Source organism: Streptomyces sp. NPDC051987, assembly GCF_040680735.1.
GTDB lineage: Bacteria > Actinomycetota > Actinomycetes > Streptomycetales > Streptomycetaceae > Streptomyces.
The window spans coordinates 26,476-49,328 of record NZ_JBFAXI010000059.1 but is presented as its reverse complement, the minus strand read 5'-3'; the positions used below and the strand labels follow the sequence as shown (position 1 = coordinate 49,328).

The window sequence follows — 22,853 nt, the reverse complement described above, 5'->3', positions numbered from 1 at the left end:
ACGGGGCAGAAGGTGTCGATGGCCTTGCAGAAGGAGAAGACACCGGACTCCATCTCGCGGCGCTGGATGTCGCGGGCGGTGATGTCGTTGAAGACGACGTACCCGGCGATGTGGTCGGGCGCGTCGTCCACGCCGAAGAACTTGCCGGGTCTGCCGATGACGACGGCGATCTCCAGCTCGTAGTCGAGTTCGCTCGTCAGGTGCTCGGGGTGGATCACCGGTTCGTCGGGGCCGACGATCGCGTCCACGTTCTGGAAGAAGACGATGCCCTTGTGCATCGGGTGCGACCAGTCGACGTTCTTCGACTCGTCCTCGTGCTCGCGGAAGTTGCCGGAGGTGTGGAAGAACTTCTTCGGCACGATCGGCGCCCGCAGCGTCACGTCGTCCAGGGCGAGGCGTTCCCCGCTCTCCGAGACCCTGCCGTCACGCTCGAAGTACTCGCGCGTCGAGCCCACTTCCAGGGGAACGACGAGCCGCTCCGCCAGCTCCAGCCGCCCGACGCGACCGTCGTCGAAGGTGATCAGTTTCATGGTGTCCCGCTTTCGGTGTGTGGTGTGTCGCGGTGCCCCGCCTGATCTGCCTGATCCACCGGGCCTTCGCCCGCGAAGACCCGCAGCTGAAGGGCCAGCAGCGCGTAGTAGCCCACCAGCGCGGTGAGTTCGAACAGGCCTCGCTCTCCCCACGCGGCCACCGTCTCGGCGTACTCGCCGTCGCTCAGCGCCCCGGTTCGGGTCAGCGCGGCGGTCGCGAGCAGCGCCGCCCGCTCGGCCGCGTCCGGCAGGTCCGGCAGTGCGCCGGCGCGCAGGGCGTCCAGCTCGGGTTCGGTGAGGCCGTGCGTCCGGCCGACGGCCTCGTGGGCCGCCCACTCGAAGGCACTCCCCCAGTGGGCGGCGACCACCAGGACGGCCAGCTCGCGCACACGGTCGGTCAGGACCGACTCGTAGCGCACCGCCGCCCCGACCGCCTGGACGGCCAGCCCGACGGGCGGGCTGAGCAGCAGGGCGTTGAACGGTCCGCGCAGCCGGCCCTTCTCGTCGACGAGGGCGAACGCCTGTGGTCCAGCGGCCCGGGGGCCTGCGGTGATGGCCCGGTAGACCTCGCTCTGCTGCTCGTCCAGCTCGCCGGGCAGCAGTCCGGCAAGGCGTGCGGTCATCCGCACTCCCTTCGAGACAGATCCAGGGACGTCCAGCGGAGTCGCAGGGCGTCGGGGGCTCAGACGAGCGTGCGGCCGCCGTCCACGTAGAGCACCTGCCCGGTGACGTACGAGGCGCGGGCGGAGGCGAGGAACAGCACGGCTCCGACCACGTCCTCCGGCTGTCCCAGGCGCCCGGCGGGGACCAGACCGGTCAGCTCCTCACGCATGCCGGGCTTGGTCAGGTAGGCGTGGGTCAGCTCGGTCTCCGTGTAGCCGGGGGCGACGGCGTTGACGGTGACGCCGTCGGTGGCCCATTCACGGGCCATGACCTTCACCAACTGGTCCAAGCCGCCCTTCGAGGCGGCGTACGGGCCGTGGTGACGGTGGGCGAGCAGCGAGGAGACGGAGGAGAAGAACACCATGCTGCCGTGGCCCGCCTCGCGCATCAGCCGGCCTGCGGCGCGTCCGGTCCAGAACGCGGTCGACAGGTTCAGGGTGATGATCCGGTCCCACACCTCGTCCGGTGTGTCCACCACGGGACGGCGGTCGTTCGTGCCCACGGCGTGGACCAGCACATCCAGGCCACCGAGCTCGCGGGCCGCCGTGGCGACCGCCCGCTCACACGCCTCGGACGACGTCAGGTCCGCGGTGAGGGTCCGTACGACGGCGGCCGCGCAGGCCGGATCGTCGCGCAGCGCCTTGAGGCGGGCCTCGTCGGCGTCGACGACCGTCAGCCGTGCTCCCGCTTCCGCCAGGCCCCGGACGCAGGCGGTGCCCAGTCCTCCGGCCCCGATGACGAGCGCGCCACGCCCCTCGATTCCCAGCCACCCGACGGGCGGCCGCTGTGTCCGTGCCGACGAGGCCGTCACGTGAGCTCGATTCCGGACCCGGCCGCCACTCGGTGGTAGTCGGTCCCGACGTCCTTCAGGCACTCCTCCAGCATGCGGTCCGCCAGCGCGTTCCCGCTCTCGCTGAGACCGCCGTCGTGAATCGACAGAGCGCTGCGGGCTTTGATCTCGCGGGCGTGGTCGATGACTTCGCCCGTCTTGGACCACGGGCCGTGGACGGGCAGCAGGAGGGTGTCCACCGGGCGCGCCGGCACGGTGAACGCGTCGCCCGGGTGGAAGACGGTGGCTGTGTCGGTGTCTCCCACGAGGAAGCCGACGTTGGTGACCCGCGGCAGGTCCGGATGGACCACGGCATGCAGTTCTCCGTGCACCTCGACGCCGACGCCCTCGATGTCGAAGGCGTCCCCGTCGCCGACCACGGTGACCCGGCCGCCGCCGAGCCCGGTGAGCTGGTCCGCCACGGACCGGTCGGCCCAGATCCGCAGGGCGGGGTCGGCCTCGGCCACGGCACGCAGCAGGGGCTCGGCGAAGTGGTCCGCGTGCTCGTGGGTCACGAGCACGGCGTGGGCACCGTCGAGCGCGTGTGGCTCGGAGTAACTGCCGGGGTCGATGACGATGACGATGCCGTCCTGCTCCAGCCGGACGCAGGCGTGGCCGCACCTGGTGAGTCGCATCGGCCCGCTCACCTCGCCAGTTCGCTGCCGGGCACCCAGGTGCCGTGGAAGCCGTACCGGAGCCGGAAGGGGATCTTCACGGTGGCGATCGGGCCGGCCGCGATGTCGAGGGCGTCCAGGACGACCAGGTCGTGCCGCATCTGGTCGCGCCGGCCGACCAGCGCCAGCAGATAGCCCTCGCCCTCGTCGGCGTCCGCCGACTTCGGTACGAACACCGGCTCCTCGGGGGCTCCGTGCTCGCCAGGGCTCCAGAAGGCGCTCTCACCGGTGAGGTCGTCGCGGTGGATCAGGGAGTTGAAGGGCGGGCCCATCGGGCCGATCTCGCCCTTCGGCAGGTCGGGGTGGAAGCCGCCGACCCAGGCGTGCCTGTTCTTCTCCATCAGCACGCGGGGGTCGACCCGGGGCATGTCACCGGGCGAGGAGAGAAGCTGTTCGCTGTGGTAGGTGTCGGTGGCGTCGTCCCAGTGGGCGGCGCCCCGGGTGAGGTCGAACGTCCAGCGGTGCAGGAACGGCGGCAGTTCGGGCAGCAGGCCGACGGTCGTCTTCGGGAACTGGGAGAACCAGCCGGACTTGGTGGTGAAGTGGTCGCCGACCAGGGTGTCGCCGTCCGTCCAGGCGTTCAGGGAGTGGGTCTCCATGAGCTGCTCGCTGCGGAACCACTTGATGCCGCTGACCCCCTGGTCGCGCGGGATGATCGCGACGTAGGTCCCCTGGTTCGGGTCCCAGACGAAGTACTGTTCCTCGGTCTTCATCTGCTCCGCGTCGGCGACCATGGGCGAAATCGTGAAGACGAAGTGGTCCCGGGTGACCAGCCAGTCGTGCACCATCGACGAGTACGGGACCTCGAAGGTCCGGGAGCGGGTGACCTTGCCGTCCGCGGCGATCTCGTAGATGTGGATCTGCTTGTCCGGCAGACCGCTGGCGTTGTACGCGAAGGCGATCAGATCGCCGGTGCGCGGGTCGTGCTTGGGGTGTGCGGTGAAGGTACGGCCCGGGATCTGGCCGGAGAAGTCGTAGACGCCCTTGGTCTCCAACGTCGCCGGATCCAGCTCGTACGGGAGCGCCGCCTCCTTGAGCGCGAGCAGCTTGCCCGCGTGCCAGATGATCGAGGTGTTGGCGTTGCCGTCGTCGACACCGGCCACCGACGGATCGTCGGTGTAGGGGTTGCGGTAGGCGCCGAACAGGGCCTGCCGGGCCCGGCGTTCGAGCTGGAAGCGCTGAGTGCGGACATAGCGCGTCTTCAGATCCGCGTGGCCGTTGTCGAACCGCACCATGTGGATCATGCCGTCGCCGTTGATGTACACGTCGTTCGGGAACCGCGGCGGGTACTGGGTGTCCGCGGCGGCGCGGTAGAAGGCTCCGGACAGCTCGGGGGGTATGCGGCCCTCGACCTCCAGGTCGTACACGTCCGCCTCGATCCTCGACGGGGCGAAGAACCCTCGGAACTTCGGCGTGTCCGGCCACGTCATGGTCTCCGGAGGCGGCTGGGTGCCCACCCGTTCCTGTCCGGGCGTCCCGTCGGGCTGCGTCGTTGCAGTAGCCATGGCTCTCTCCCCTGTGGCAAGGTCGGATCAAGCGAAGAACGTGATTGATTCCTTGACTGACGACGCTCCGTCACGAGACGGACGCAGTGGAATCTGGTGAAACCAAGCTGAGCAGCTGGTGTTGACCATCATGCCCTCGGGCCACAATCGGCGTCCAACACTGAAACACGCACGAAATGATCGGAGACTGCGATGGATCTGCGACAGATGGAATACGCGGTGGCCATCGCCGACGAGCTCAACTTCACCCGTGCCGCGGCCCGCTGCCGTATCGGGCAGTCCGGTCTCAGCCACCAGATCACGCAGCTCGAACGGGAGGTCGGGGCTAGGCTCTTCGACCGGACGAGCCGCAGGGTCCGGTTGACCCAGTCCGGCCAGACCTTCATCGCCTGCGCGCGGCGAGTGCTCCATGCGGTCCAGGAGATGCAGGCGGAGATCGCCTCGTTCGACGGGCCTGTGCGCGGACGACTGCGCATCGGTTCGCTGACGCTCACGGCCGGGAAGATCGACCATCTCGGCCTGCTGCGGGAGTACCAGGAGGCATATCCTGCGGTCGAGGTGATCCTCTCCGAGGCGGACGGTGTGGAAGCCACCACGCAGCTCCTGACCGGTGAGCTCGAAGTCGCCGTGATCGCCCTGCACGAACACCAGTTGCCCCCGGGCATCGCGTACCACCTGCTGAGTCTGGCGCCGCTCGTGGCCGTCGTGGGCCGCAGGCACCGGCTGCGCGGAACCGGCGTCGTGGATCTGGGCGAACTGGCCGACGAGCGCTTCCTCGAATGCGGCCCGGAGACCGGGCTGCGCATGCAGGTGGACGCCGCGTTCGACCGGGCGCGTGCCCGCCGCCGCAGTGTCTGCGCGTTGCGCAGCGCGGGAGACCTCGCCTCCCTGGCTCTGGAGGGCATCGGGGTGACCCTCGTGCCCCGACCGGTGGCCGACGCGATCATCCCGGGCGACCACGCCGACTGCGTCCTGCGCCTCGACGACCCGCAGGCGCTCCAGCCGCTGGCACTCGCTCATCGCGACCCTGCTCCGGCCTCACCGGCCGCGCAGGCGTTCCTGCGTCTCGCGCTCACCCGCCTGCCCGGGCCGGGAGCATCTGGGTTGGAGGAGGTGCCGGGTCCGGCCGTGTCCGGCGAAGGGTGACGGGCTGCTGTCCGCGCCGTCGGACGGTGCCCCCGGCAGCAGTGTGCCGTGGGCAGCGGTGGCCGCTCGTCCGCACGACGACGGCAGTCCTCGACACCCGCTGCATGGCCGGCACCGGCGCACCCTCGGACCAGGGCCCGGCCCTGTCACCGGAGGATTGCCGGACGGCGGGTCCCCGCACGTGGGCATCCAGGAATCGGATGATTCACATCACCGATCTCGATCGGACGAGGGCTAGGCAGGCCCCGCCCGTTGCCCGATAGTCGTCTCAGCCCGACGTCGGAGCCGCACCGTCAGCCGCCGCCCGGACCATGCCGGACGTCGCGACGAGCCGGCCCGCCGCGACGTCCGGCGGTCATGGGCGCCGCTGTCGCGAGCCTGCTCACGGGTACCGGGCGGCCCGGCCACCACGGCCGAACCATCCCACCCCCTCCCGACACGCCACGTGGAGATCCCGCATGCCTGCACCCGTGCCCCCGCCCCCGCCGCCCCTGCCGTCCACGGCGGACGCGGACGTCCCGTCCGAACAGGTCGTGTCCGGCCCCGGCCACCGGCTTCGCCTCACGCTGCTCATGGCCGGCGCATGTCTGCCCATCCTGGGGGCCGTGCTCATCGCCCCCGTCCTGCCACAGATGCACGACCACTTCGCCGACGTCCGGGGCGTCGACGTGCTCGTCCCGATGGCCCTGACGATCCCCGCCCTGTCGCTGGCCCTGCTGGCCCCCTTCGCCGGCGTCCTCGTCGACCGGCTCGGCCGCAAAGGCCTCCTTGTCACCGCCACCGTGGTGTACGCCTTCCTCGGCACCGCGCCCCTGTGGCTGGACTCCCTCGGCGCCATCGTCGCCAGCCGTGCCCTCGTCGGCGTCACCGAGGCAGCCATCATGACCTGCTGCACCACACTGCTCGGCGACTACTACTCCGGCCGGCAACGCGACCGCTATCTCGCGATGCAGACGATGTGCGCCGCGATCTCCGCGACGGCCTTCTTCGTGCTGGGCGGCGCGGCCGGATCGGCCGGCTGGCGCATGCCGTTCTGGGCCTACGCCGTGAGCCTGCTGCTCGCCCCCGCCATGGCCGCCTTCCTGCCCCGGCCCCGGTCCGGCGACCGCGCGATCCAGCCCTCCCCTGTCGCATCAGAACCAGTGGCCGAGCGGCCCTTCCCCTGGCGTCCGCTGGTCGGCACATGCGCACTGACGGTCTTCGGCGCCGTCCTCTTCTACACCCTCCAGGTGGAGATGGCGTTCCTCCTGGACGACATGGGCGTGAGCAACTCCGGGGTGATCGGACTGGCCACCGCCATCACCAGTGCCGCGATCGTGGTCGGCTCCGCCACATTCGCCAAGGCCGGCCGCAGCCCGCAAGCCTGGCTGCCCGGCGCCTTCGGCCTGTGCGCCCTCGGCTTCGCGGTGGTCTGGCTTGCTCCCGGCCCCGTCGTGCTGACCATCGGTGCCGTCATCACCTGCCTCGGCGGCGGCATCATGCTGCCGAGCCTGCTCACCCTCGCCATGTCCAAGCTCGACTACGCCGACCGGGGCCGCGGTACCGGCCTGTGGACGGGATCCTTCTTCTTCGGCCAGTTCCTGTGCCCGCTCGTGGCCGTCGCCCTCACCTCCGCCGTCGGCACCCTGGCGAACGCGATGGGCGTACTCGCCGTCGCCGCAGCCGTCGGCACCGCCGCGCTCGGCCTCGCCGCCCGGCGTCGGAGGGCGCCGACCCCGGAGCCGATGCGACAGATGGCCGGCTGACTCGTCCGTCCAGGTCGGTACCGCGGGCCTCCCCGCGTCGGCGGTACCGACCTCCACTCCATCCGAACAGAGAAGAACGATGCTGACCCTGATCGCCGCCGCCCGCCGCAAGCCTGGCATGACACACCGGGCGTTCCTGCACCACCTCCACCACGTGCACGGGCCCCTGTCCGCCGCGCATCCTCTCCGCATCCGGCGTTACGTCCAAAACCATGTGTTCGACGCGTCCTTCGGCACCGAGGGGGACCCGGCCCACCTCACCGAGTTCGGCCGGGACTCCGTCACCGAGCTGCGGTTCGACGACATGGAGGCACTGGCCGCCACGATGTCCGACCCGTACGTGCGTAAGGTCATCCGTCCCGACGGCGCCCGGTTCAACGACCTGCCCAGTGCCCTGGCGCTCCTGACACGCGCCGAGGTAATGGTGCCGCCACCGGCGTCCGACGGGGACGCGGCCCCCGTGAAGGTGCTCCACTTCGTCCACCGAGCGCAAGGACTGGGCCGAGACGACGTCATCGACAGGTGGCTGGCCGCCCATGAGCAGGTACTCGCCGAAGAGGACTCACCGTCGGCCCAGGCGGTGCGCGGATGTGTCCAGCACCGTCAGGTGCCGGGTGACGAGAGGGCGTTGCGCCATTTCGGCGCCGAGGACGAGCCCTGCTACGCGGGAGTCACCGCTCTGTACTACGACTCCGAGGACGAGGCTCTGACGCAGTTCCCCTCGTACGAGCGCTCGCTGCGCAAAAGGTCCGACGACACCGGCGGCTTCTACGACCCCTCTCGCTCGTTCGTCCTGTACGGCCGCGAGGTGACCGTCTTCTGAACCGCTTCGTGCAGCCGGCCTCCGCCCCGTTTCACGGGCCGGAGGCCGGCTGCACGAAGGTCACGCCACGGAGCAGAGGCCAGCTGCCGGAGCTTGCGGACCGGCATCGTGTGGTTCACCGTCGCCGCCGCGTCGGCCGACCGGCGCAGAAGCATCGAGCTGCCGTCGACATCGACCGGATCCGGTTCACCGAGTCCGGCCGGCTCCCCTGCGATCTTCACCTCGATGCCGAACTGGTTGGTCCAGAAGTACGAGGGAAGCGCCGCCCCGACCACGTCCTCCCCTCGAAGCCCCGCACGCGCAGCCAGCTCGCCGCGGTCACCGCGGCGATCGAGCCACCCACGACGACGATGCGTTTCACGACGTCGCCCGCAGGGCCGCGACAGGGCACGAACGCACCGCCGCGAGGGCGGTTGCGTCGTCCTGGTCACCGCCGGGGACCAACTGCACCATTCCTTCGTCGCCCACCCGGAACACCTCCGGTGCGATGGCCTCGCACACAGCGTGCCCCTCACAACGGCCAGGAACGAGGCCGGCGAGTTCGATGCGGTCGACACGATCAAGCAGGGCAGAGACCGCGCAACACCTCGTGTTCCGGCGGGTCCGACGCGAGGACCCCACCGCGGCGCCGTTCGTTCACCTGCGCATACCGCGGCAGTACCCAGCAACCGTGGCGCGACAAGCAGACCGCCGCCCCGAGACCGCGCAGGTCCTCGTAGACGGGGTACGGGTCCTTGCGCGTCGCCGAACCTTCAGAAGGGGTAGGAGGCGTGCTGGGTGGCCAGAGTGATCCAACGGGTGTTGCTGAAGGCCTCGATGCCCCAGCGGCCTCCGAACCGGCCGTAGCCGGAGGACTTGAGACCACCGAACGGCGCCTGGGGATCATCGGCGACGGTCTGGTCGTTGATGTGGACGATGCCGGTCCGCAGCCTTCGGGCCACCCGGAGGCCGTGCGTGCCGTTCTCGGTGATGATCCCGGCGGTCAGCCCCTGGTCGGTGTCGTTGGCCATCGCGACGGCCTCGTCGTCGGTGGCGAAGGTGTCGACGACGCAGACCGGCCCGAACGTCTCCGTGCCGTACAGGTGGGCGTGGGCGGGGACCGCGGTCAGGACGGTCGCCGGGTGAACGGCATCCTCGATCTCGCCGCCGACGAGTACGGTGGCGCCCTCGGCGACCGCATCCTCGACCAGGGCGGCGACACGGCGAGCCGCGAAGAGTCCGCACCGCTGGTCGGGGTCCGTGTTGACCAGCGGGCCGATCACCGTGGCCGGGTCGGTGGGATCGCCAAACGGCAGTGCGGCGACCTTGGCCGTGAACTTGGCGGTGAACTCCTCGGCGAGCGACTCGTGTACGAGGATCCGGTCGGCGGACATGCAGATCTGTCCGGAGTTCATGAACGCCGCGAAGGCGGCGGCGTTCACGGCGTAGTCGACGTCGGCGTCGTCCAGGACGATGACCGCGTTCTTGCCGCCCAGTTCCAGGAGCGCGGGCTTGAGATGGCGAGCGGCCTGCTCACCGATGATCCGGCCTACATGCGTCGAGCCGGTGAAGTTCACCGCGCGTACCGCCGGATCGCCGATGAGGGCTTCGGCGATGTGCGGAGCGTCGGCGGGGTCGTTCGTGATCACGTTGAGGACCCCGTCGGGCAGTCCGGCATCACGCAGCAGTTCCCCGATGAGAAGTCCGGCGGACAGAGGAGCCACTTCGCTCGGTTTCAACACGACCGTGTTGCCGGCGGCAAGAGCGGCAGCAACCGCCCGGGTCCCGAGAATGACGGGGGCGTTCCACGGGGAGAACGCGGCCACCACGCCCAAGGGTTCGCGCACCGCGAGGCTGAGGGCGCCGTCGTGCTGGGTGGTGAGCACCTCGCCCCGCGGGGCGGTGATCAGAGCGGCTGCCTCGCGTAGCATCGCGGCGGCCAGTGTCACGTTGAACGAGGCCCACAACCGGGTCGCGCCCACCTCACCGACCATCAGGTCCACGACGTGCTCGCGCCGCTGCTCCATCAGGTCGGCGGCGTTGACGAAGATCGCGCGACGGGCGAACGGGTCCAGCCTCGCCCAGTCCTCGAACGCGGCTTGGGCGGCGTCGACGGCGCTCCTGACGTCCTCGACGCCGGCCGCGGCCACGGTGGCGTACATCTGTCCGGTGGAGGGGTTGATGACGGGCGTGGTGCGCCCGGATTGCGCACCCTTCTCTTTGCCGTCGATCAGCAGTTCACGGGTGATGGCCATGTGGGCGGCTCCTTTGCCAGGAAGGTCGCTGCGCGGGCACGATGCGCGACGCCATCCGTGAGGAGATCTCGGGCCGCGCCGATACCTGTGTCGTGGATGGCGAGAGACTGCCGGGCCGGGGCCGCCGGGGCGGTCGATGCCGTCGCCCGTCATGGAGCAGCAGGACTCGATTCCATGCGGAATGAGGTGGATGCCGTTCTCTTCGGATCCCGCGGGCCGACTGTCTGTTGTTGCTGTCCCTCGCTGATGATGCTGCTCAGCGGGCCGTGAAGTCCAACACTGATGCTGGCACACAGCCATCGAAGACGACGATTGATCAGCACTGGTGCGTCCCGCGTTCTCACCCTGTCCGACCGTCCGGAAGGTGGCACCCTCATGCCGCGGAGTCCGTGGCCAGGCGGCATAGGCGAATCGAATTCTTCGATCATTGCGTGCGCGATTCGGTGTTGGACCACGGCCCGTGCCGATGGGCATCATCGAGGAAGCAGCGAGCGTCATGGGCACATCCGCCGGGATGACGCGGACTTCTCGACACAGCACGGCACTCACAGCGGATGCGCACCGTGACAGCCGCGTCGGCTGACCCGGCGGCCTCGACCTTGGAGCCAATGATGTCCTCCACGACCCTGCCCTCAAGCGACGTCGACCTTTTCGCCACGGACACACTTCTCGATCCCTATCCGGTGTATTCGCGCCTACGGGATGCGGGACCGGTGGTCCGGCTCAGCCGGTTCGACGCGTGGGCGTTGCCGCGCTACGAGCAGGTCAGTGCCGCGTTGCGTGACCACGAGACGTTCAGCTCCGCGTCCGGGGTGGGCTTCGCGGCCGGGATGAACGAGCTCATGGCCGGCGGCGTGCTGGCATCCGACCCGCCTCACCACACCACCCTGCGCGCCATCCTCGCCCGCATGCTGATGCCCCGGGCGCTGCGGGACCTCGGTCCGTCGGTGACCGCTGCGGCGGAAGACGTCGTCGACCGCTTGGCGGCCGGTGCGGAGTTCGACGCGGTGTCCGACCTCGCAGAGGCATTCACTCCGCGGTTCGTCGCCGATCTCATCGGTCTTCCCGAGGAAGGCCGCGACCAGCTCCTTGAGTTCGGCGCCTCCACCTTTGAGGGTCTGGGTCCCGTGGGGGAGCGGACACCTGCCGCGATGCGACAGCAGCAGGCTCTGCTGCACTACGTCACCACCACTGCCGCCAGGGACCGGCTTGCCGAGGGCGGTCTCGGCGCCCGCGTCTGGGAGGCCGTCGACTCGGGCGAGATCGACGAGGCCGCCGCGATCACCCTCATGATGGCGTTCCTCGCCACGGGAATGGACACCACGATCCTCTCCTTGGCGGCCGCCGTCCGGCTGTTCGCCGAACACCCCGACCAGTGGGACGCGCTGCGGGCCGACCCGTCCCTGGTGCCCGCCGCCTACCTCGAAGTTCTGCGCATCGCGTCTCCGGTCACCGTGTTCAGCAGGGTGACCACCAGGGATTGGGAGTGCGAAGGTGTCACCATCCCCGCGGGGGATCGTGTCGCCGTCATGTACGCCTCCGCCAACCGCGACGAACGCAAGTGGGGCGACCCGGAGCGCTTCGACATCACGCGGAAGCCTGCCGATCACCTGACCTTCGGCGTCGGCATCCACGCCTGTGTCGGCCAGAACCTGGCCAAGCTGGAGGCGCACGCCCTCCTCACAGCGCTGCTGGCACGGGTGCGCCGGTTCGAGATCGGCAAGCCCGAGTTCATCGTCAACAACACCCTGCACGGGCTGGGCAGGCTTCCCTGCCGGATTGTCACCTGAGCGGGCCGGGGAGCGAACCCCGTCCGGGACTTGACTGCGCGAGCAGCTTTCTGTCCGGCTACTGCCCGGACGCGGCCTCACGCCGTCTGTGCCGGGGAGTTCGGCGTCCTCCACACCGGCAAGGCACTACGGCGGCCGCGCCATGCGGCCGGCCGGCGCCGCTGTGACGCCCGCCCCCGCCGAACACCGTGCCCGAGCAGAAGTGTCGCCGTTAAGGCTCTGCCAGCCTCCTCACAGAAGTTCTTCCGCCTGGCAGAAGCCGCCTTGCCGAGCCGATACAAGCCTCACGACCCTGATTCCAACCACGGCACGCGGGGCGACGGAGCCCCGCCGACAGGGACGGGAACTGCCATGCCGCACATCACCGCTTTCGCCAGGAACCAGTGGTACGTCGCCGCCTACAGTCACGAGGTAGGGCGGGAGCTGCTCGGGCGGACGATTCTCGGGGAACCGCTCGTCTTCTACCGGGCGGAGGAGGACGGCGCGCCCGTCGCCCTCAGCGACCGCTGTGTGCACCGGCGTTACCCGCTCTCGGAGAGCGGGCTCGACGGTGACCGGATCGTGTGCGGGTACCACGGGTTCACCTACGACCGGACCGGGGCGTGCGTGTACGTGCCGGGGCAGCGGCGCGTCCCGCGCACCGCCCGGGTCGCCTCCTACCCGGTGGTCGAACAGGACTCGCTGGTGTGGGTGTGGATCGGCGACCCCGGACTCGCCGACGCGGCCACCATCCCGCGCGCCCGTCACCTCGACGCCCCCGGCTGGACGACCGTGCGCGGCATGGAGCCCATCGACGCCGACTACGGCCTCCTCGTCGACAACCTCCTCGACCTGTCCCACGAGACCTACCTGCACGGCGGCTACATAGGCACCCCCGAGGTCGCCGAGACGCCCATCACCACCGAGGTCGACGAGGGCGCCGGCATCGTGCGGGTGAGCCGGCACATGGACGACGCCGAGTGCCCGCCGTTCTACGCCCGTTCGACCGGCATCGAGGGCCGGATCACGCGCTGGCAGGACATCGAGTACCACGCGCCGTGCCTGTATCTGCTGCACAGCCGGATCGCGCCGGTCGGCGTCGTGCCGGAGGCCGACGGCAGCGACCCGAACGGTTTCCACACCGAGATCACCTACGCGATCACCCCGTCCGCGGACGGCAAGGTGTACGACTTCTGGATGGTCTCCCGGGACTGGGCGACCGACGACGCCGAGGTCACCGAGTTCCTGCGCGGCAACAACCACACGGTGGTGATGCAGGACGTGGACGCCCTCAACCTCTTGCAGCGGACGCTGGGTTCGGAGCGGGCCGGCTACCAGGAGCTGAGCATCAACATCGACACCGGCGGCCTCGCCGCCCGCCGGATCCTGGCCCGGCTGGTCGAGGAGGGCGACAAGCCCGTGGAGAAGGTCCTGTGAGCACGCCGACCGGTGAGGTCTACCGCATCGACTGGCTGCCGGGCACCGACGTCCTGCACGGCACCTGTCACTGCGGGGCCGAGCACACCGCCCAGGACCCGGTCGAGATGTGGGAGTGGATGCTCGGCCACCCCGAAGGACACCAGCCCCCGGAGCGCCCCGCATGAGCCTGTACGAAACCGAACTCGTGGTCAGTGAAAGGGAGTCGGCGGCGGAGGGCGTCGTCGCCCTCACCCTTCGGCACCCTGCCGGCGAGGAACTTCCCGGCTGGGAGCCGGGAGCGCATGTCGATGTCGTCCTCGGGCCGGATCTGGAGCGGCAGTTCTCGCTGTGCGGGGATCCCGGTGACCGTACCGGGTGGCGGATCGCGGTGCTGCGGGAACCGGACGGGCGGGGCGGATCCGCCTTCGTCCACGAGCAGGTGCGCGTCGGCGACAAGGTACGGGTGCGCGGGCCCCGCAACCACTTCCGGCTGGAGCCCGCGCCCCGCTACCGGTTCGTGGCGGGCGGCATCGGCATCACCCCGATCCTGCCGATGCTGGCCGCCGCCGAGGCCGCGGGCGCCGAGTGGACCCTGCTGTACGGCGGCCGGACCCGGCGGTCCATGGCGTTCACGGGCGAGTTGGCGCGGTACGGCGAGGACCGGGTCGGCATCGCCCCGCAGGACGAGACCGGTCTGCTGGACCTGGCCGCCGTCCTCGACGACGTCCCGGCCGGCACCCTCGTGTACTGCTGCGGTCCCGGGCCGCTCCTGGACGCGGTGGAGGCGCGCTGCCCGGCGGGCGCGCTGCGGGTCGAGCGGTTCCAGCCGAAAGAGCAACAGGTCGCGGAGGAGCGGGAGTTCGACGTGGTGCTCGCGCGGAGCGGGCGTACTCTCACCGTCGCGCCCGGGGTGTCCGTGCTCGACACCGTCCGGGCCGCCGGGGTGGAGGTGCTCTACTCCTGCACCGAGGGCACCTGCGGGACGTGCGAGACGGATGTCCTGGAAGGCGACCCGGACCACCGTGACTCGGTGCTCACCGCGGAGGAGCGGGCCGCCGGGGAGACGATGCTCATCTGCGTCTCGCGCTGCCGAGGGGGGCGTCTGGTGCTGGATCTGTGATCCGCAGGTCCGCCCCCCAGATCCGCGCCGGGACGAGCGCGACCAGTCGCACCCGCGGGTCGCCCCGCGCTTCGCCGAGGTGCTGACCCGAGTGTACGAGCAGGTCCGGGCGGCGAAGCGCGGGGTCCCCCCGGGGAACGACCCGGTCACGGCGTCAGATACGCCTCCACCTCGCTGAACTGGCCGGCCGGCCAGCCGTTGTTGGCGGTGACGGTGAGCCGCAGATAGCGCAGGCTGGTGGTGCTGGGCAGCGATACGGTGACGGTGTTGCCGGTGGCCGGGTCGAAGCGGTAGCCCGTGGAGCCCACCACCGTCGAGTAGTTCGACCCGTCGGTGCTGCCCAGCACGGTGATGTTCTGGGTGCGGGCGGCCCAGGCGGAGGACGGCGGCAGCTTCAGCACCAGCCGCCGGACGGCGTAGGAGGAGCCGAGGTCGACGGTGAGCGACTGCGGGAAGGCGTTGTTGGTGGACTCCCAGTAGCTGTTGGCGTCGCCGTCGACCGCCTTGCCGGGAGTGTAGACGTCCTGCGAGCCGGTGGCGGTCGCCGGGCGTCCCTTGGCGAGGTTGCGGTTCGGGTCCGGATCGGGGTTGCCCTGCCCGGGCACCGGCCAGCTGGAGCAGTCCGACCAGGTGCTGGACCAGCCGGAGTTGCCCCCGCCGTCGGTGAGCACGAAGGAGCCGGAGTTCGCCGGGTAGGGACAGTTGTAGACGCCGGCCGCGCCGACGCCGGTGGCGGTCACGTTGCGGAAGGCGGCGGCGCCCTGCGCCTCGGCCTGGACCACGACCGTACCGGTGTTCTGCACGGTCGCACCGGTCACGTTGACGTTGCGGACCGGGTAGCCCTGCCCGCCGCCGGAGACGAACTCGAAGGCGCTGTACGGGCTGTCGGTGATCGTGGTGTTGGTGATGTCGACGGTGGCGTTGATGGCGCTGTCGTACGAGTCGACGCGCAGCGCGCCCATCGGGTGGTTCCAGTTGGGGTTCATCGCGCCCGCGCGCACCAGCGTGTTGCCGTCCACCGTGATGGTGCCGGACAGCGGCGAGAACGGGTCGAGGAACTTCTGGTTGGAGATGGCGATACCGCTGCCGAGGGCGTTGGTGTCGGAGATCAGGTTGTTCCTCACCGAGATGTCGGTGCCGCCGTAGATCGCGATGCCGTTGGCCAGGTTCGGCTGGGAGATCGTGTTGTTCGCGAAGCCCGAGTCGGTGTCGGCCGAGTTCAGCGACCACATGGCGAGGGAGTCGTCGCCCTGGTTGCGCAGGAAGTTGTTGCGGACCTGGACTCCGTGGGCGTTGCCGTTGAGGTTGAGGCCGTCGGCGGTGGTGTCGAGGATGCGGTTGTTCTCGACGACGAGGTTGTCGTTGTTGCCGGTCAGCCAGAACCCGCACTTGAGGTGCTGGATCCACATGCCGGCTACCGAACTGTTCGGACCGAGCGAACCGTTGACGAAGTTGTCCGGGTTGGAGTCGACGCGTTCGGTGACCTCGCCGACGACCGCGAAGTTGTTGATGTGGACGTTCCCGGAGGAGCTGGACTGGTCGATGAACCGCGAGGTGTGCACGACCGAGTACCAGCTGCCGGCGCCCAGCAGGGTCACGTTCTGCACGCCGCTCAGCGAGGACGTCAGCCTGTAGTCGCCCGGCGGGATCCACACCGTTCCGCCCTGGGCGGCGGCGACGGCGTCCCGGAAGGCCTGGGTGGAGTCGCCGTTGCCGCTCGGGTCGGCGCCCTTGGAGACGACGGAGACCGAGCCGGCGGGCTGCGAGGCGGCCGCGGCGACCTGCTCGAAGTCGGCGACGTCGACGGTGACCTGGGTGCCGGTGGACTCGAAGGCGACCTTGTCGCCGGCCTGGATGTCCTGGCCGAGCGTCAGCCGGGCGTCGTCGAAGAAGTGGTGCTGCTTGGCGCCCGCGATCCAGCCGGTGTCGACGTAGGAGTACTTCGACGTGACGGCCAGGGTCTTCGCCAGCCTCACCCCGTTGACGTAGACGTTCAGCGTGCCGGTCTGGCCGTCGGGGACGCTGTAGGAGAGGTTCACGGCGTTGGCCGCCCGGGGCGCGGTGAACTCGACCCGCTGCCCGGAGGCCAGGCGCACGGCCTGGCGGCCGGAAGCCTCGGAGGCGAGGGTGCCCTGGGTGTAGTCGGGGCCGATTCTGGTGCCGGTGGTGGTCGCCGACTCCGCCTCGACCGAGGTGAAGGGGAGACTCGCGCCCGCGGCCGCGTGGGCGGCGGGCGCGAGGGCGACGAGCATGCCCGCGGCGAGCGCGACGGCCGCCGCCATTGATGGCATGCTCCTGACAGCTCTGCCTGTGGGGTGCTGCATGGGCTGATCCCTTCGGGTGGGGGGACGGGGATGGCGCGAGCGGTACCGGCGGCTCAGCTCGTCAGCCAGGCCGCCGTGTCCTGCGGCAGCCGGCCGGCGTCGTCCAGCGGGCCGCTGCCGAGCAGGAGCCGGGAGTGGGCGGGAATTTCGGCGGGGGTGGCGGCGAGGTTGACCACGCACGTCACGCCGTTGCCGCGGGTGAAGGCGAGGACGCCCTCCGGAGCGGGCAGCCAGGTCAGCGGGCCGGCACCGAACCGCGGGCGCAGCGCCACGGCGCGCCGGTAGAGGGAGAGCACCGAGTCCGCGTCGTCCTGCTGCCGGTCGACCGCGTACGACGCCCAGCCGGCCGGCTGCGGCAGCCACGGCTCCTCGCGCGAGCCGAAGCCCGCGTGCGGTGCCCCGGCCGCCCAGGGCAGCGGCACCCGGCAGCCGTCCCGCCCGGGGTCGGTGCCGCCGGACCGGAAGTACATCGGGTCCTGGATGCGGTCGGCCGGGATCTCGGCCTCCGGCAGCCCCAGCTCCTCGCCCTGGTAGATGTAGACCGCGCCCGGCAGGGCCAGGGACAGCAGGGCGGCCGCGCGGGCCCGGCGGGTTCCGAGGGCGAGGTCCGTCGGGACCCCGAAGGCCTTGGCCGCGAAGTCGAAGCCGGTGTCCTCGCGGCCGTACCGGGTGGCGGTGCGGGTCACGTCGTGGTTGCACAGCACCCAGGTGGCGGGGGCGCCGACCGGGGCGTGCTCGGCCAGGGTGGTGTCGATCGAGGTCCGCAGCCGGTCCGCGTCCCAGGGGCAGGACAGGAAGGAGAAGTTGAACGCGGTGTGAAGTTCGTCGGGGCGCAGGTAGCGGGCGAAGCGCTCGGCGTCGGGGAGCCACACCTCGCCGACGAAGACGCCGTCGTAGGCGTCGGCGAGAGCGCGCCAGGAGCGGTAGATGTCGTGGAGTTCGTCGCGGTCGACGAAGGGGTGGGGGTGCGGGTCCGTGGCCAGGTCGGGCAGGTCCGGGTCCTTGGCGAGCAGGGCGGCCGAGTCGATGCGGACGCCCGCGACGCCCCGCTCGAACCAGAAGCGCAGGATGTCCTCGTGTTCCTGGTGGACGGCCGGATGGGCCCAGTTGAGGTCGGGCTGTTCCGGGGTGAAGAGGTGGAGGTACCACTCGCCGTCGGGCAGCCGGGTCCAGACCGGCTCGGTGGAGCCGACGAACTGCGAGGGCCAGTCGTTGGGCGGGAGGTCGCCGTTCGGGCCGCGGCCGGGGCGGAAGTGGAACAGCTCGCGCTCCGGGCTGCCCGGCCCGGCGGCGAGCGCCGCCCGGAACCAGGGGTGCTGGTCGGACACGTGGTTGGGGACGATGTCGACGATCGTCCGGATGCCCAGCTCCCTGGCCTCCGCGATGAGTTTCTCGGCCTCGGCGAGGGTGCCGAAGGCCGGGTCGATGGCCCGGTAGTCGGCGACGTCGTAACCGCCGTCCTTCATGGGGGACGGATACCAGGGGCTGAACCACAGTGCGTCCACGCCGAGTTCGGCGAGGTACGGCAGTTTCGCGCGGACGCCCGCGAGGTCGCCGGTGCCGTCGCCGTCGCCGTCGGCGAAGCTGCGGACGTACACCTGGTAGATGACGGCCGACCGCCACCAGTCGTGGTCCTCGCGGCCTTCGCGGTCCTCGGGGTCCTCGGGGTCCTCGGGGTCCTTCGGGGCATGGCTGGGCTGTCCCACGGGGCGAACCTTTCTGTCGGAGGAAGGGCCGTCAGCCCTTGGTGCTGCCCGCGCTGATCCCGGCGATGATGTGCCGCTGGAAGACGAGGAACAGCGCGACCATCGGGATGCTGGCGATCACCATCGCGGCGATGAGCACGGTGAGCTGGATGTTCTGCGACAGCTGGACCAGGGCCACGCTGATGGGCTGCTCGTCCGTGTCGGAGAAGACCATCAGCGGCCACAGGAAGTCCTGCCAGACCGCCACCAGGGCGAAGATGGACACGACCCCGAGGACCGGACGGGACATGGGCAGGACCACGGACCAGAGGGTGCGCAGCTTTCCGGCGCCGTCGATCTCGGCGGCCTCCAGGACGTCGCGGGGCAGCTGGTCGAAGAACCGCTTGAGGAGGTAGAGGTTGAAGGCGTTGGCGACGGCCGGCAGCCAGATGCCGAGCGGGTCGTTGAGCAGGCTGGTGTGGATGAGGGGCAGGTCGGCGACGGTCAGGTACTTGGGGACGACCAGGGCCTGGGCCGGCACCATCAGGGTGGCCAGGATGCCGCCGAGGATCACCTTGCCGAAGGCCGGCTTCAGCTTCGACAGGGCGTAGGCGGCGGCCGTGCAGAACACCAGCTGGAAGACCCAGGCACCAGCGGCCTGCACCACCGTGTTCCACAGGTGCTCCGGAAGCTGCATCAGCTCCCAGGCGTCGGTGTAACCGGAGAGGTGCCAGTGCTCGGGGACGACGGTGGGCGGGGTCCGGGCGACCTCGTCCGGTGACTTCATCGCCCCGGTCACCATCCAGTACACGGGGAACAGGAAGGCGAGCGTGAAGAGGACGACGACACCGGTGAAGACGCTCCAGTAGACCGCCCGCCCGCGTGGACGGGCCAGCGTCGCGGGCGAGATCAGGGTGCGGGTGGCGCTGCTCATCCGTCCTCCCCGGACCGGGTCAGCCGCAGGTACACGGCGGAGAAGACGCCGAGCAGCACCAGGAGCATCACGCTGAGCGCGCAGGCGCCGCCGAAGTCGTTGTAGAGGAAGGCGTACTTGTAGATCAGGTAGAGCACGGTGACCGTGGCGTTCTCCGGGCCGCCGCCCGTGATGACGAACGGTTCGGTGAACACCTGCATGGTGGCGATGATCTGGAGCAGCATCAGCATGAGGATGACGAACCGGGTCTGGGGGATCGTCACGTGCCGGACGCGCTGGAGCAGGTTTGCGCCGTCCAGCTCGGCGGCCTCGTACAGCTCGCCGGGGATGGACTGGAGGGCGGCCAGGTAGATCAGGACGGTACCGCCCATGTTGGCCCAGGTGGCCACGATCACCAGGGAGACGAGCGCGGTGCCGGTGCCGTTGGTCCAGTTCGAGGTGGGCAGGTGCAGGAAGCGCAGCGTCTCGTTGGCGAGGCCGGCGCCGGGGTCGTAGAACCACTTCCACAGCAGGGCGCTGACCACCGGCGGGATCATCACCGGGAGGTAGACCACGACCCGGAAGAACGCCTTCGCGTGCCGTAGTTCGTTGATGACCAGGGCGAGGACGAAGGGGATCGCGAAGCCGATCAGCAGGGCCAGCAGCGTGAAGGTGAGGGTGTTGCGCCAGGCCGCCGAGAACTCGGGGTCGTGCAGGACCCGGGTGAAGTTGGCGGTGCCGACCCACTCGGCGGACGAGCCGGGCGTGTACTTCTGGAAGGAGATCACGACGGCGCGGATCGCCGGGTACCAGGAGAACAGGGCGAAGCAGATCAGTCCGCCGAGCAGGAAGCCGTAGGCGCGGGCCTGGTCGGTGATCCGCCGCCGCCTCCGGTCCCCTGCCGGGGGCGGCGCCGGGATCTGTCGGACGGCGACCGCTGCCGGGGCGGGTCGTCGTGCGGCCGTCTTGGTCATCGCGGTCAGCTCCGGGCCAGGATGCCGTCGATCTTGTCGTTGGCGTCCTTGAGGAGCTGGTCGATGTCCGCGTCCTTCTTGGTGAGGACCGCGGAGACGGTGCCGTCGAGGACGGAGTAGATCTGCTGGGCGTCCGGCGGCTCGATCTTCATCTGCAGGGACCGGTTGCCGTCCAGGAACGCCTGGTAGTTCTCCACCGGCACGTTGGCGTTGGCCTTCTTGACCGCCTGGTCCTTCGCGTCGGCGGCGCCGGTGAACAGGCGCGGCTCGGGCAGGCCGACGGGCGCGTTGTTCTTCCTGGCGCGGGCGTAGTCGCCGAGGAAGCCGTCACCGGGGGTGAGGAACATGGCGTCGAGCCACTTGAGGCCGGCCCGGATCTGGGCCGGGGTGTCCTTCTTGTTGAACATGTAGCCGTCGCCGCCGATGAGCGTGCCCTTGCCGCCGGGCATGGGGCCGAGGGCGAGGTCCTTGTAGTTGCCGCCCTTCTCCTTCACCAGGATCGGGATGTTGTCCGGCGCCGAGAGGTACATGCCGAGCTTGCCCGAGCCCATCATCTGCTGCACGTCGTTGATGATCAGCAGCTGCTTGCTGCCCATCGAGTCGTCGGTCCAGCGCATGTCGTGCAGGTTCTGCAGGACGGCGTGGCCCTCGGGGGTGTCGACGGTCGCCGACCTGCCGTCGGCCGACACCACGTCACCGCCCTGCGAGTACATCTCCGCGGTGAAGTGCCAGCCGCCCTGGTTCTGCGCGCTGTAGTCGGCGTATCCGACGGTGCCGTTGCCGAGCGCGGCGATCTTCCTGGCGTCGGCGCGGACCTCGTCCCAGGTCGTCGGCGGCTTGTCGGGGTCGAGGCCGGCCTGCTGGAAGAGCTTGCGGTTGTAGATCAGGCCCATCGAGTAGCCGGTGCGCGGGATGCCGTAGACCTTGCCGTCGACGGTGTAGATGTCCCGCAGCTGCTTCTGGATGGTGTCGTAGCTCTTGAGTTCCTTGAGGTACGGCGTGAGGTCGGCCGCCTGGTTGATGTCGACGACGTGCCTGGCGTCGGTGAAGTACGTGTAGAACACGTCCTCCATCTGGCCGCCGGCGAGCTTGGCGTCGAAGGTCTTCGGGTCCTGGCAGGGGAACGCGTCGTGCGCGACGACGTCGATGTCCGGGTTCTTCTTCTCGAAGTCGGCGATGTCCTGGTCGAAGAACGACCGGTCGACCTTGGCGCTCTTCGGCGGCTCGCAGTTGACGGTGATGCGTGTCCTGCCGCTGCCCGTGTCGTCGTCGCCCGACCCGCAGGCCGTGGCGGAGAGCGCCAGTGAGGAACAGACGCCGAACGCGACGAGGGCACGGCGGAACCCGGTGCTGGACATCGGTGGACCCCCCAGAACAGGAGCAGTTGGGCGCCGCACCGGGACCGGTGGGCGCCGCACACTCAAGCACCGGCAGCACAGCCGCGCAAGATGTCACGCAGAATCTGTAATTATTCGACAGCTGGTGGGATCTGTCGGGCCTCAGCCTTTCGGCGCTTGCGCGGTCGACCCCCGGACGACCAGCTCGGGCTCGAACAGCAGCTCCTCCGCCGGTACGGCGGTACCGCCGATCTGCGCGTTGAGCAGCTCGACGGCGGCCCTGCCCATGGCCTCGATGGGCTGGCGGACCGTGGTGAGCGGGGGCTCGGTGCAGTTCATGAACGCCGAGTCGTCGTAGCCGACGACCGAGACCCGGGCGGGCACCTCGTAGCCCTTGCGGCGCGCCGCGCGGACGGCGCCCAGGGCGAGCGGGTCGCTGGCGCAGATGATGCCGGTGACGCCCCGGTCGATGAGCCGGGCCGCGGCCGCGTGGCCGCCCTCGATGGAGAAGATCGCGCGGGCCACGAACTCGTCGGGCACGTCGCCGACGGCCCGCGCCGCCGCCAGCTTGCGAGCGGAGGGGACGTGGTCGCCGGGGCCGAGGACCAGGCCGATGCGCTCGTGCCCGAGGGAGGCGAGGTGACGCCAGGCCTGCTCGACGGCGACGGCGTCGTCGCAGGAGACGCCCGGGAAGCCGAGGTGCTCGATGGCCGCGTTGACCAGCACCACCGGGATCTTGCGCTCGGCGAGCAGCCGGTAGTGGTCGTGCGGCGCCTCGGCCTGGGCGTAGAGGCCGCCGGCGAACACCACGCCGGAGACCTGCTGTTGCAGCAGCAGCTCCACGTAGTCCGCCTCGGAGACCCCGCCCTTGGTCTGCGTGCACAGCACGGGCGTGAGGCCGAGCTGGGCCAGGGCGCCGCCGATGACCTCGGCGAACGCCGGGAAGATGGGGTTCTGGAGCTCGGGCAGGACCAGACCGACGAGCCGGGCGCGTTCACCGCGCAGCTGGGTGGGGCGCTCGTACCCGAGCACGTCGAGGGCCGAGAGCACCGCCTGACGGGTCGCCTCGGAGACTCCCGGCTTGCCGTTGAGCACCCGGCTGACCGTGGCCTCGCTGACCCCGACCTTCTTGGCCACTTCTGCAAGTCGTCGTGTCATGCACG

General features: G+C 70.2%; 20 protein-coding genes and 1 pseudogene. 8 read left to right on the top strand and 13 right to left on the bottom strand.

The features are described from left to right. From AB0M11_RS27655 to AB0M11_RS27635, 5 genes are all read right to left on the bottom strand, one after another. Window positions 1–530: fumarylacetoacetate hydrolase family protein (locus AB0M11_RS27655; protein WP_365710083.1), on the bottom strand; the 530-nt coding region annotated here is incomplete at its 3' end. Beyond that, entirely contained in the window at window positions 527–1,153 is a 627-nt protein-coding gene (locus AB0M11_RS27650) for a carboxymuconolactone decarboxylase family protein (protein WP_365710081.1), read from the bottom strand. The genes AB0M11_RS27655 and AB0M11_RS27650, both read right to left, overlap by 4 nt. A gap of 59 nt (window positions 1,154–1,212) precedes the next feature. Beyond that, entirely contained in the window at window positions 1,213–2,004 is a 792-nt protein-coding gene (locus AB0M11_RS27645; protein WP_365710079.1) for an SDR family oxidoreductase, read from the bottom strand. Continuing rightward, window positions 2,001–2,657: an MBL fold metallo-hydrolase gene (locus tag AB0M11_RS27640; protein WP_365710077.1), complete on the bottom strand. Its 657-nt coding sequence runs from the start codon at window positions 2,655–2,657 to the stop codon at window positions 2,001–2,003. The genes AB0M11_RS27645 and AB0M11_RS27640 overlap by 4 nt, the downstream gene beginning before the upstream one ends. Before the next feature lie 8 nt (window positions 2,658–2,665). Then, window positions 2,666–4,201, bottom strand: a complete 1,536-nt coding sequence (locus AB0M11_RS27635; RefSeq protein WP_365710075.1) for a carotenoid oxygenase family protein — start codon at window positions 4,199–4,201, stop codon at window positions 2,666–2,668. A gap of 192 nt (window positions 4,202–4,393) precedes the next feature. Between AB0M11_RS27635 and AB0M11_RS27630 the strand changes: the two genes are divergently transcribed. The 3 genes from AB0M11_RS27630 to AB0M11_RS27620 all read left to right on the top strand — a co-directional run bounded on the left by AB0M11_RS27630 (window position 4,394) and on the right by AB0M11_RS27620 (window position 7,915). Beyond that, window positions 4,394–5,347, top strand: a complete 954-nt coding sequence (locus tag AB0M11_RS27630) for a LysR family transcriptional regulator (RefSeq protein ID WP_365710073.1) — start codon at window positions 4,394–4,396, stop codon at window positions 5,345–5,347. A 458-nt stretch (window positions 5,348–5,805) separates the two neighbouring features. Beyond that, on the top strand, window positions 5,806–7,092 hold the full coding sequence (locus tag AB0M11_RS27625) for an MFS transporter (RefSeq protein ID WP_365710071.1): 1,287 nt from the start codon (window positions 5,806–5,808) through the stop codon (window positions 7,090–7,092). A gap of 79 nt (window positions 7,093–7,171) precedes the next feature. Then, on the top strand, window positions 7,172–7,915 hold the full coding sequence (locus tag AB0M11_RS27620; RefSeq protein WP_365710069.1) for an EthD domain-containing protein: 744 nt from the start codon (window positions 7,172–7,174) through the stop codon (window positions 7,913–7,915). Window positions 7,916–8,272: 357 nt separating this feature from the next. On the opposite strand, the gene AB0M11_RS27615 is transcribed toward AB0M11_RS27620, so the two are convergent. Both AB0M11_RS27615 and AB0M11_RS27610 read right to left on the bottom strand, forming a co-directional pair. Beyond that, window positions 8,273–8,536, bottom strand: a complete 264-nt coding sequence (locus AB0M11_RS27615; RefSeq protein WP_365710067.1) for a ferredoxin — start codon at window positions 8,534–8,536, stop codon at window positions 8,273–8,275. Window positions 8,537–8,667: 131 nt separating this feature from the next. After that, complete coding sequence (locus AB0M11_RS27610) at window positions 8,668–10,149, bottom strand: aldehyde dehydrogenase family protein (protein ID WP_365710065.1); 1,482 nt, start codon at window positions 10,147–10,149, stop codon at window positions 8,668–8,670. A gap of 713 nt (window positions 10,150–10,862) precedes the next feature. Here AB0M11_RS27610 and AB0M11_RS27605 point away from each other — a divergent pair. The 5 genes and pseudogenes from AB0M11_RS27605 to AB0M11_RS27585 all read left to right on the top strand — a co-directional run. Further along, window positions 10,863–11,939: a cytochrome P450 gene (locus tag AB0M11_RS27605; protein ID WP_365710063.1), complete on the top strand. Its 1,077-nt coding sequence runs from the start codon at window positions 10,863–10,865 to the stop codon at window positions 11,937–11,939. 351 nt (window positions 11,940–12,290) lie between these two features. Further along, the gene (locus AB0M11_RS27600) at window positions 12,291–13,355 is read left to right on the top strand and encodes an aromatic ring-hydroxylating dioxygenase subunit alpha (RefSeq protein WP_365710061.1); all 1,065 of its coding nucleotides are present in this window, start codon (window positions 12,291–12,293) and stop codon (window positions 13,353–13,355) included. Continuing rightward, the gene (locus AB0M11_RS27595; protein WP_365710059.1) at window positions 13,352–13,522 is read left to right on the top strand and encodes a hypothetical protein; all 171 of its coding nucleotides are present in this window, start codon (window positions 13,352–13,354) and stop codon (window positions 13,520–13,522) included. Before AB0M11_RS27600 ends, AB0M11_RS27595 begins: the two co-directional genes overlap by 4 nt. Then, complete coding sequence (locus AB0M11_RS27590; protein WP_365710057.1) at window positions 13,519–14,457, top strand: PDR/VanB family oxidoreductase; 939 nt, start codon at window positions 13,519–13,521, stop codon at window positions 14,455–14,457. Before AB0M11_RS27595 ends, AB0M11_RS27590 begins: the two co-directional genes overlap by 4 nt. 31 nt (window positions 14,458–14,488) lie before the next feature. Beyond that, window positions 14,489–14,635 (top strand): annotated as a pseudogene (locus AB0M11_RS27585) (ABC transporter ATP-binding protein); the annotation flags it as partial. Here the strand turns inward: AB0M11_RS27585 and AB0M11_RS27580 are convergent. From AB0M11_RS27580 to AB0M11_RS27555, 6 genes are all read right to left on the bottom strand, one after another. Further along, the gene (locus tag AB0M11_RS27580; RefSeq protein WP_365710055.1) at window positions 14,604–16,739 is read right to left on the bottom strand and encodes a discoidin domain-containing protein; all 2,136 of its coding nucleotides are present in this window, start codon (window positions 16,737–16,739) and stop codon (window positions 14,604–14,606) included. The pseudogene AB0M11_RS27585 and the gene AB0M11_RS27580 sit on opposite strands and share 32 nt — an antisense overlap. Window positions 16,740–16,834: 95 nt before the next feature. Further along, the gene (locus tag AB0M11_RS27575) at window positions 16,835–18,379 is read right to left on the bottom strand and encodes a glycoside hydrolase family 13 protein (protein WP_365710089.1); all 1,545 of its coding nucleotides are present in this window, start codon (window positions 18,377–18,379) and stop codon (window positions 16,835–16,837) included. Window positions 18,380–18,518: 139 nt separating this feature from the next. After that, on the bottom strand, window positions 18,519–19,400 hold the full coding sequence (locus AB0M11_RS27570) for a carbohydrate ABC transporter permease (RefSeq protein ID WP_365710053.1): 882 nt from the start codon (window positions 19,398–19,400) through the stop codon (window positions 18,519–18,521). Next, window positions 19,397–20,353, bottom strand: a complete 957-nt coding sequence (locus tag AB0M11_RS27565) for a sugar ABC transporter permease (protein ID WP_365710051.1) — start codon at window positions 20,351–20,353, stop codon at window positions 19,397–19,399. The genes AB0M11_RS27570 and AB0M11_RS27565 overlap by 4 nt, the downstream gene beginning before the upstream one ends. 5 nt (window positions 20,354–20,358) lie before the next feature. Beyond that, window positions 20,359–21,711, bottom strand: a complete 1,353-nt coding sequence (locus AB0M11_RS27560) for an extracellular solute-binding protein (RefSeq protein ID WP_365710049.1) — start codon at window positions 21,709–21,711, stop codon at window positions 20,359–20,361. Window positions 21,712–21,852: 141 nt separating this feature from the next. Next, window positions 21,853–22,848 carry a LacI family DNA-binding transcriptional regulator gene (locus tag AB0M11_RS27555; RefSeq protein WP_365710047.1) on the bottom strand — a complete coding sequence of 332 codons (996 nt, stop codon included), beginning with the start codon at window positions 22,846–22,848 and terminating at the stop codon, window positions 21,853–21,855. Window positions 22,849–22,853: the final 5 nt, after the last annotated feature.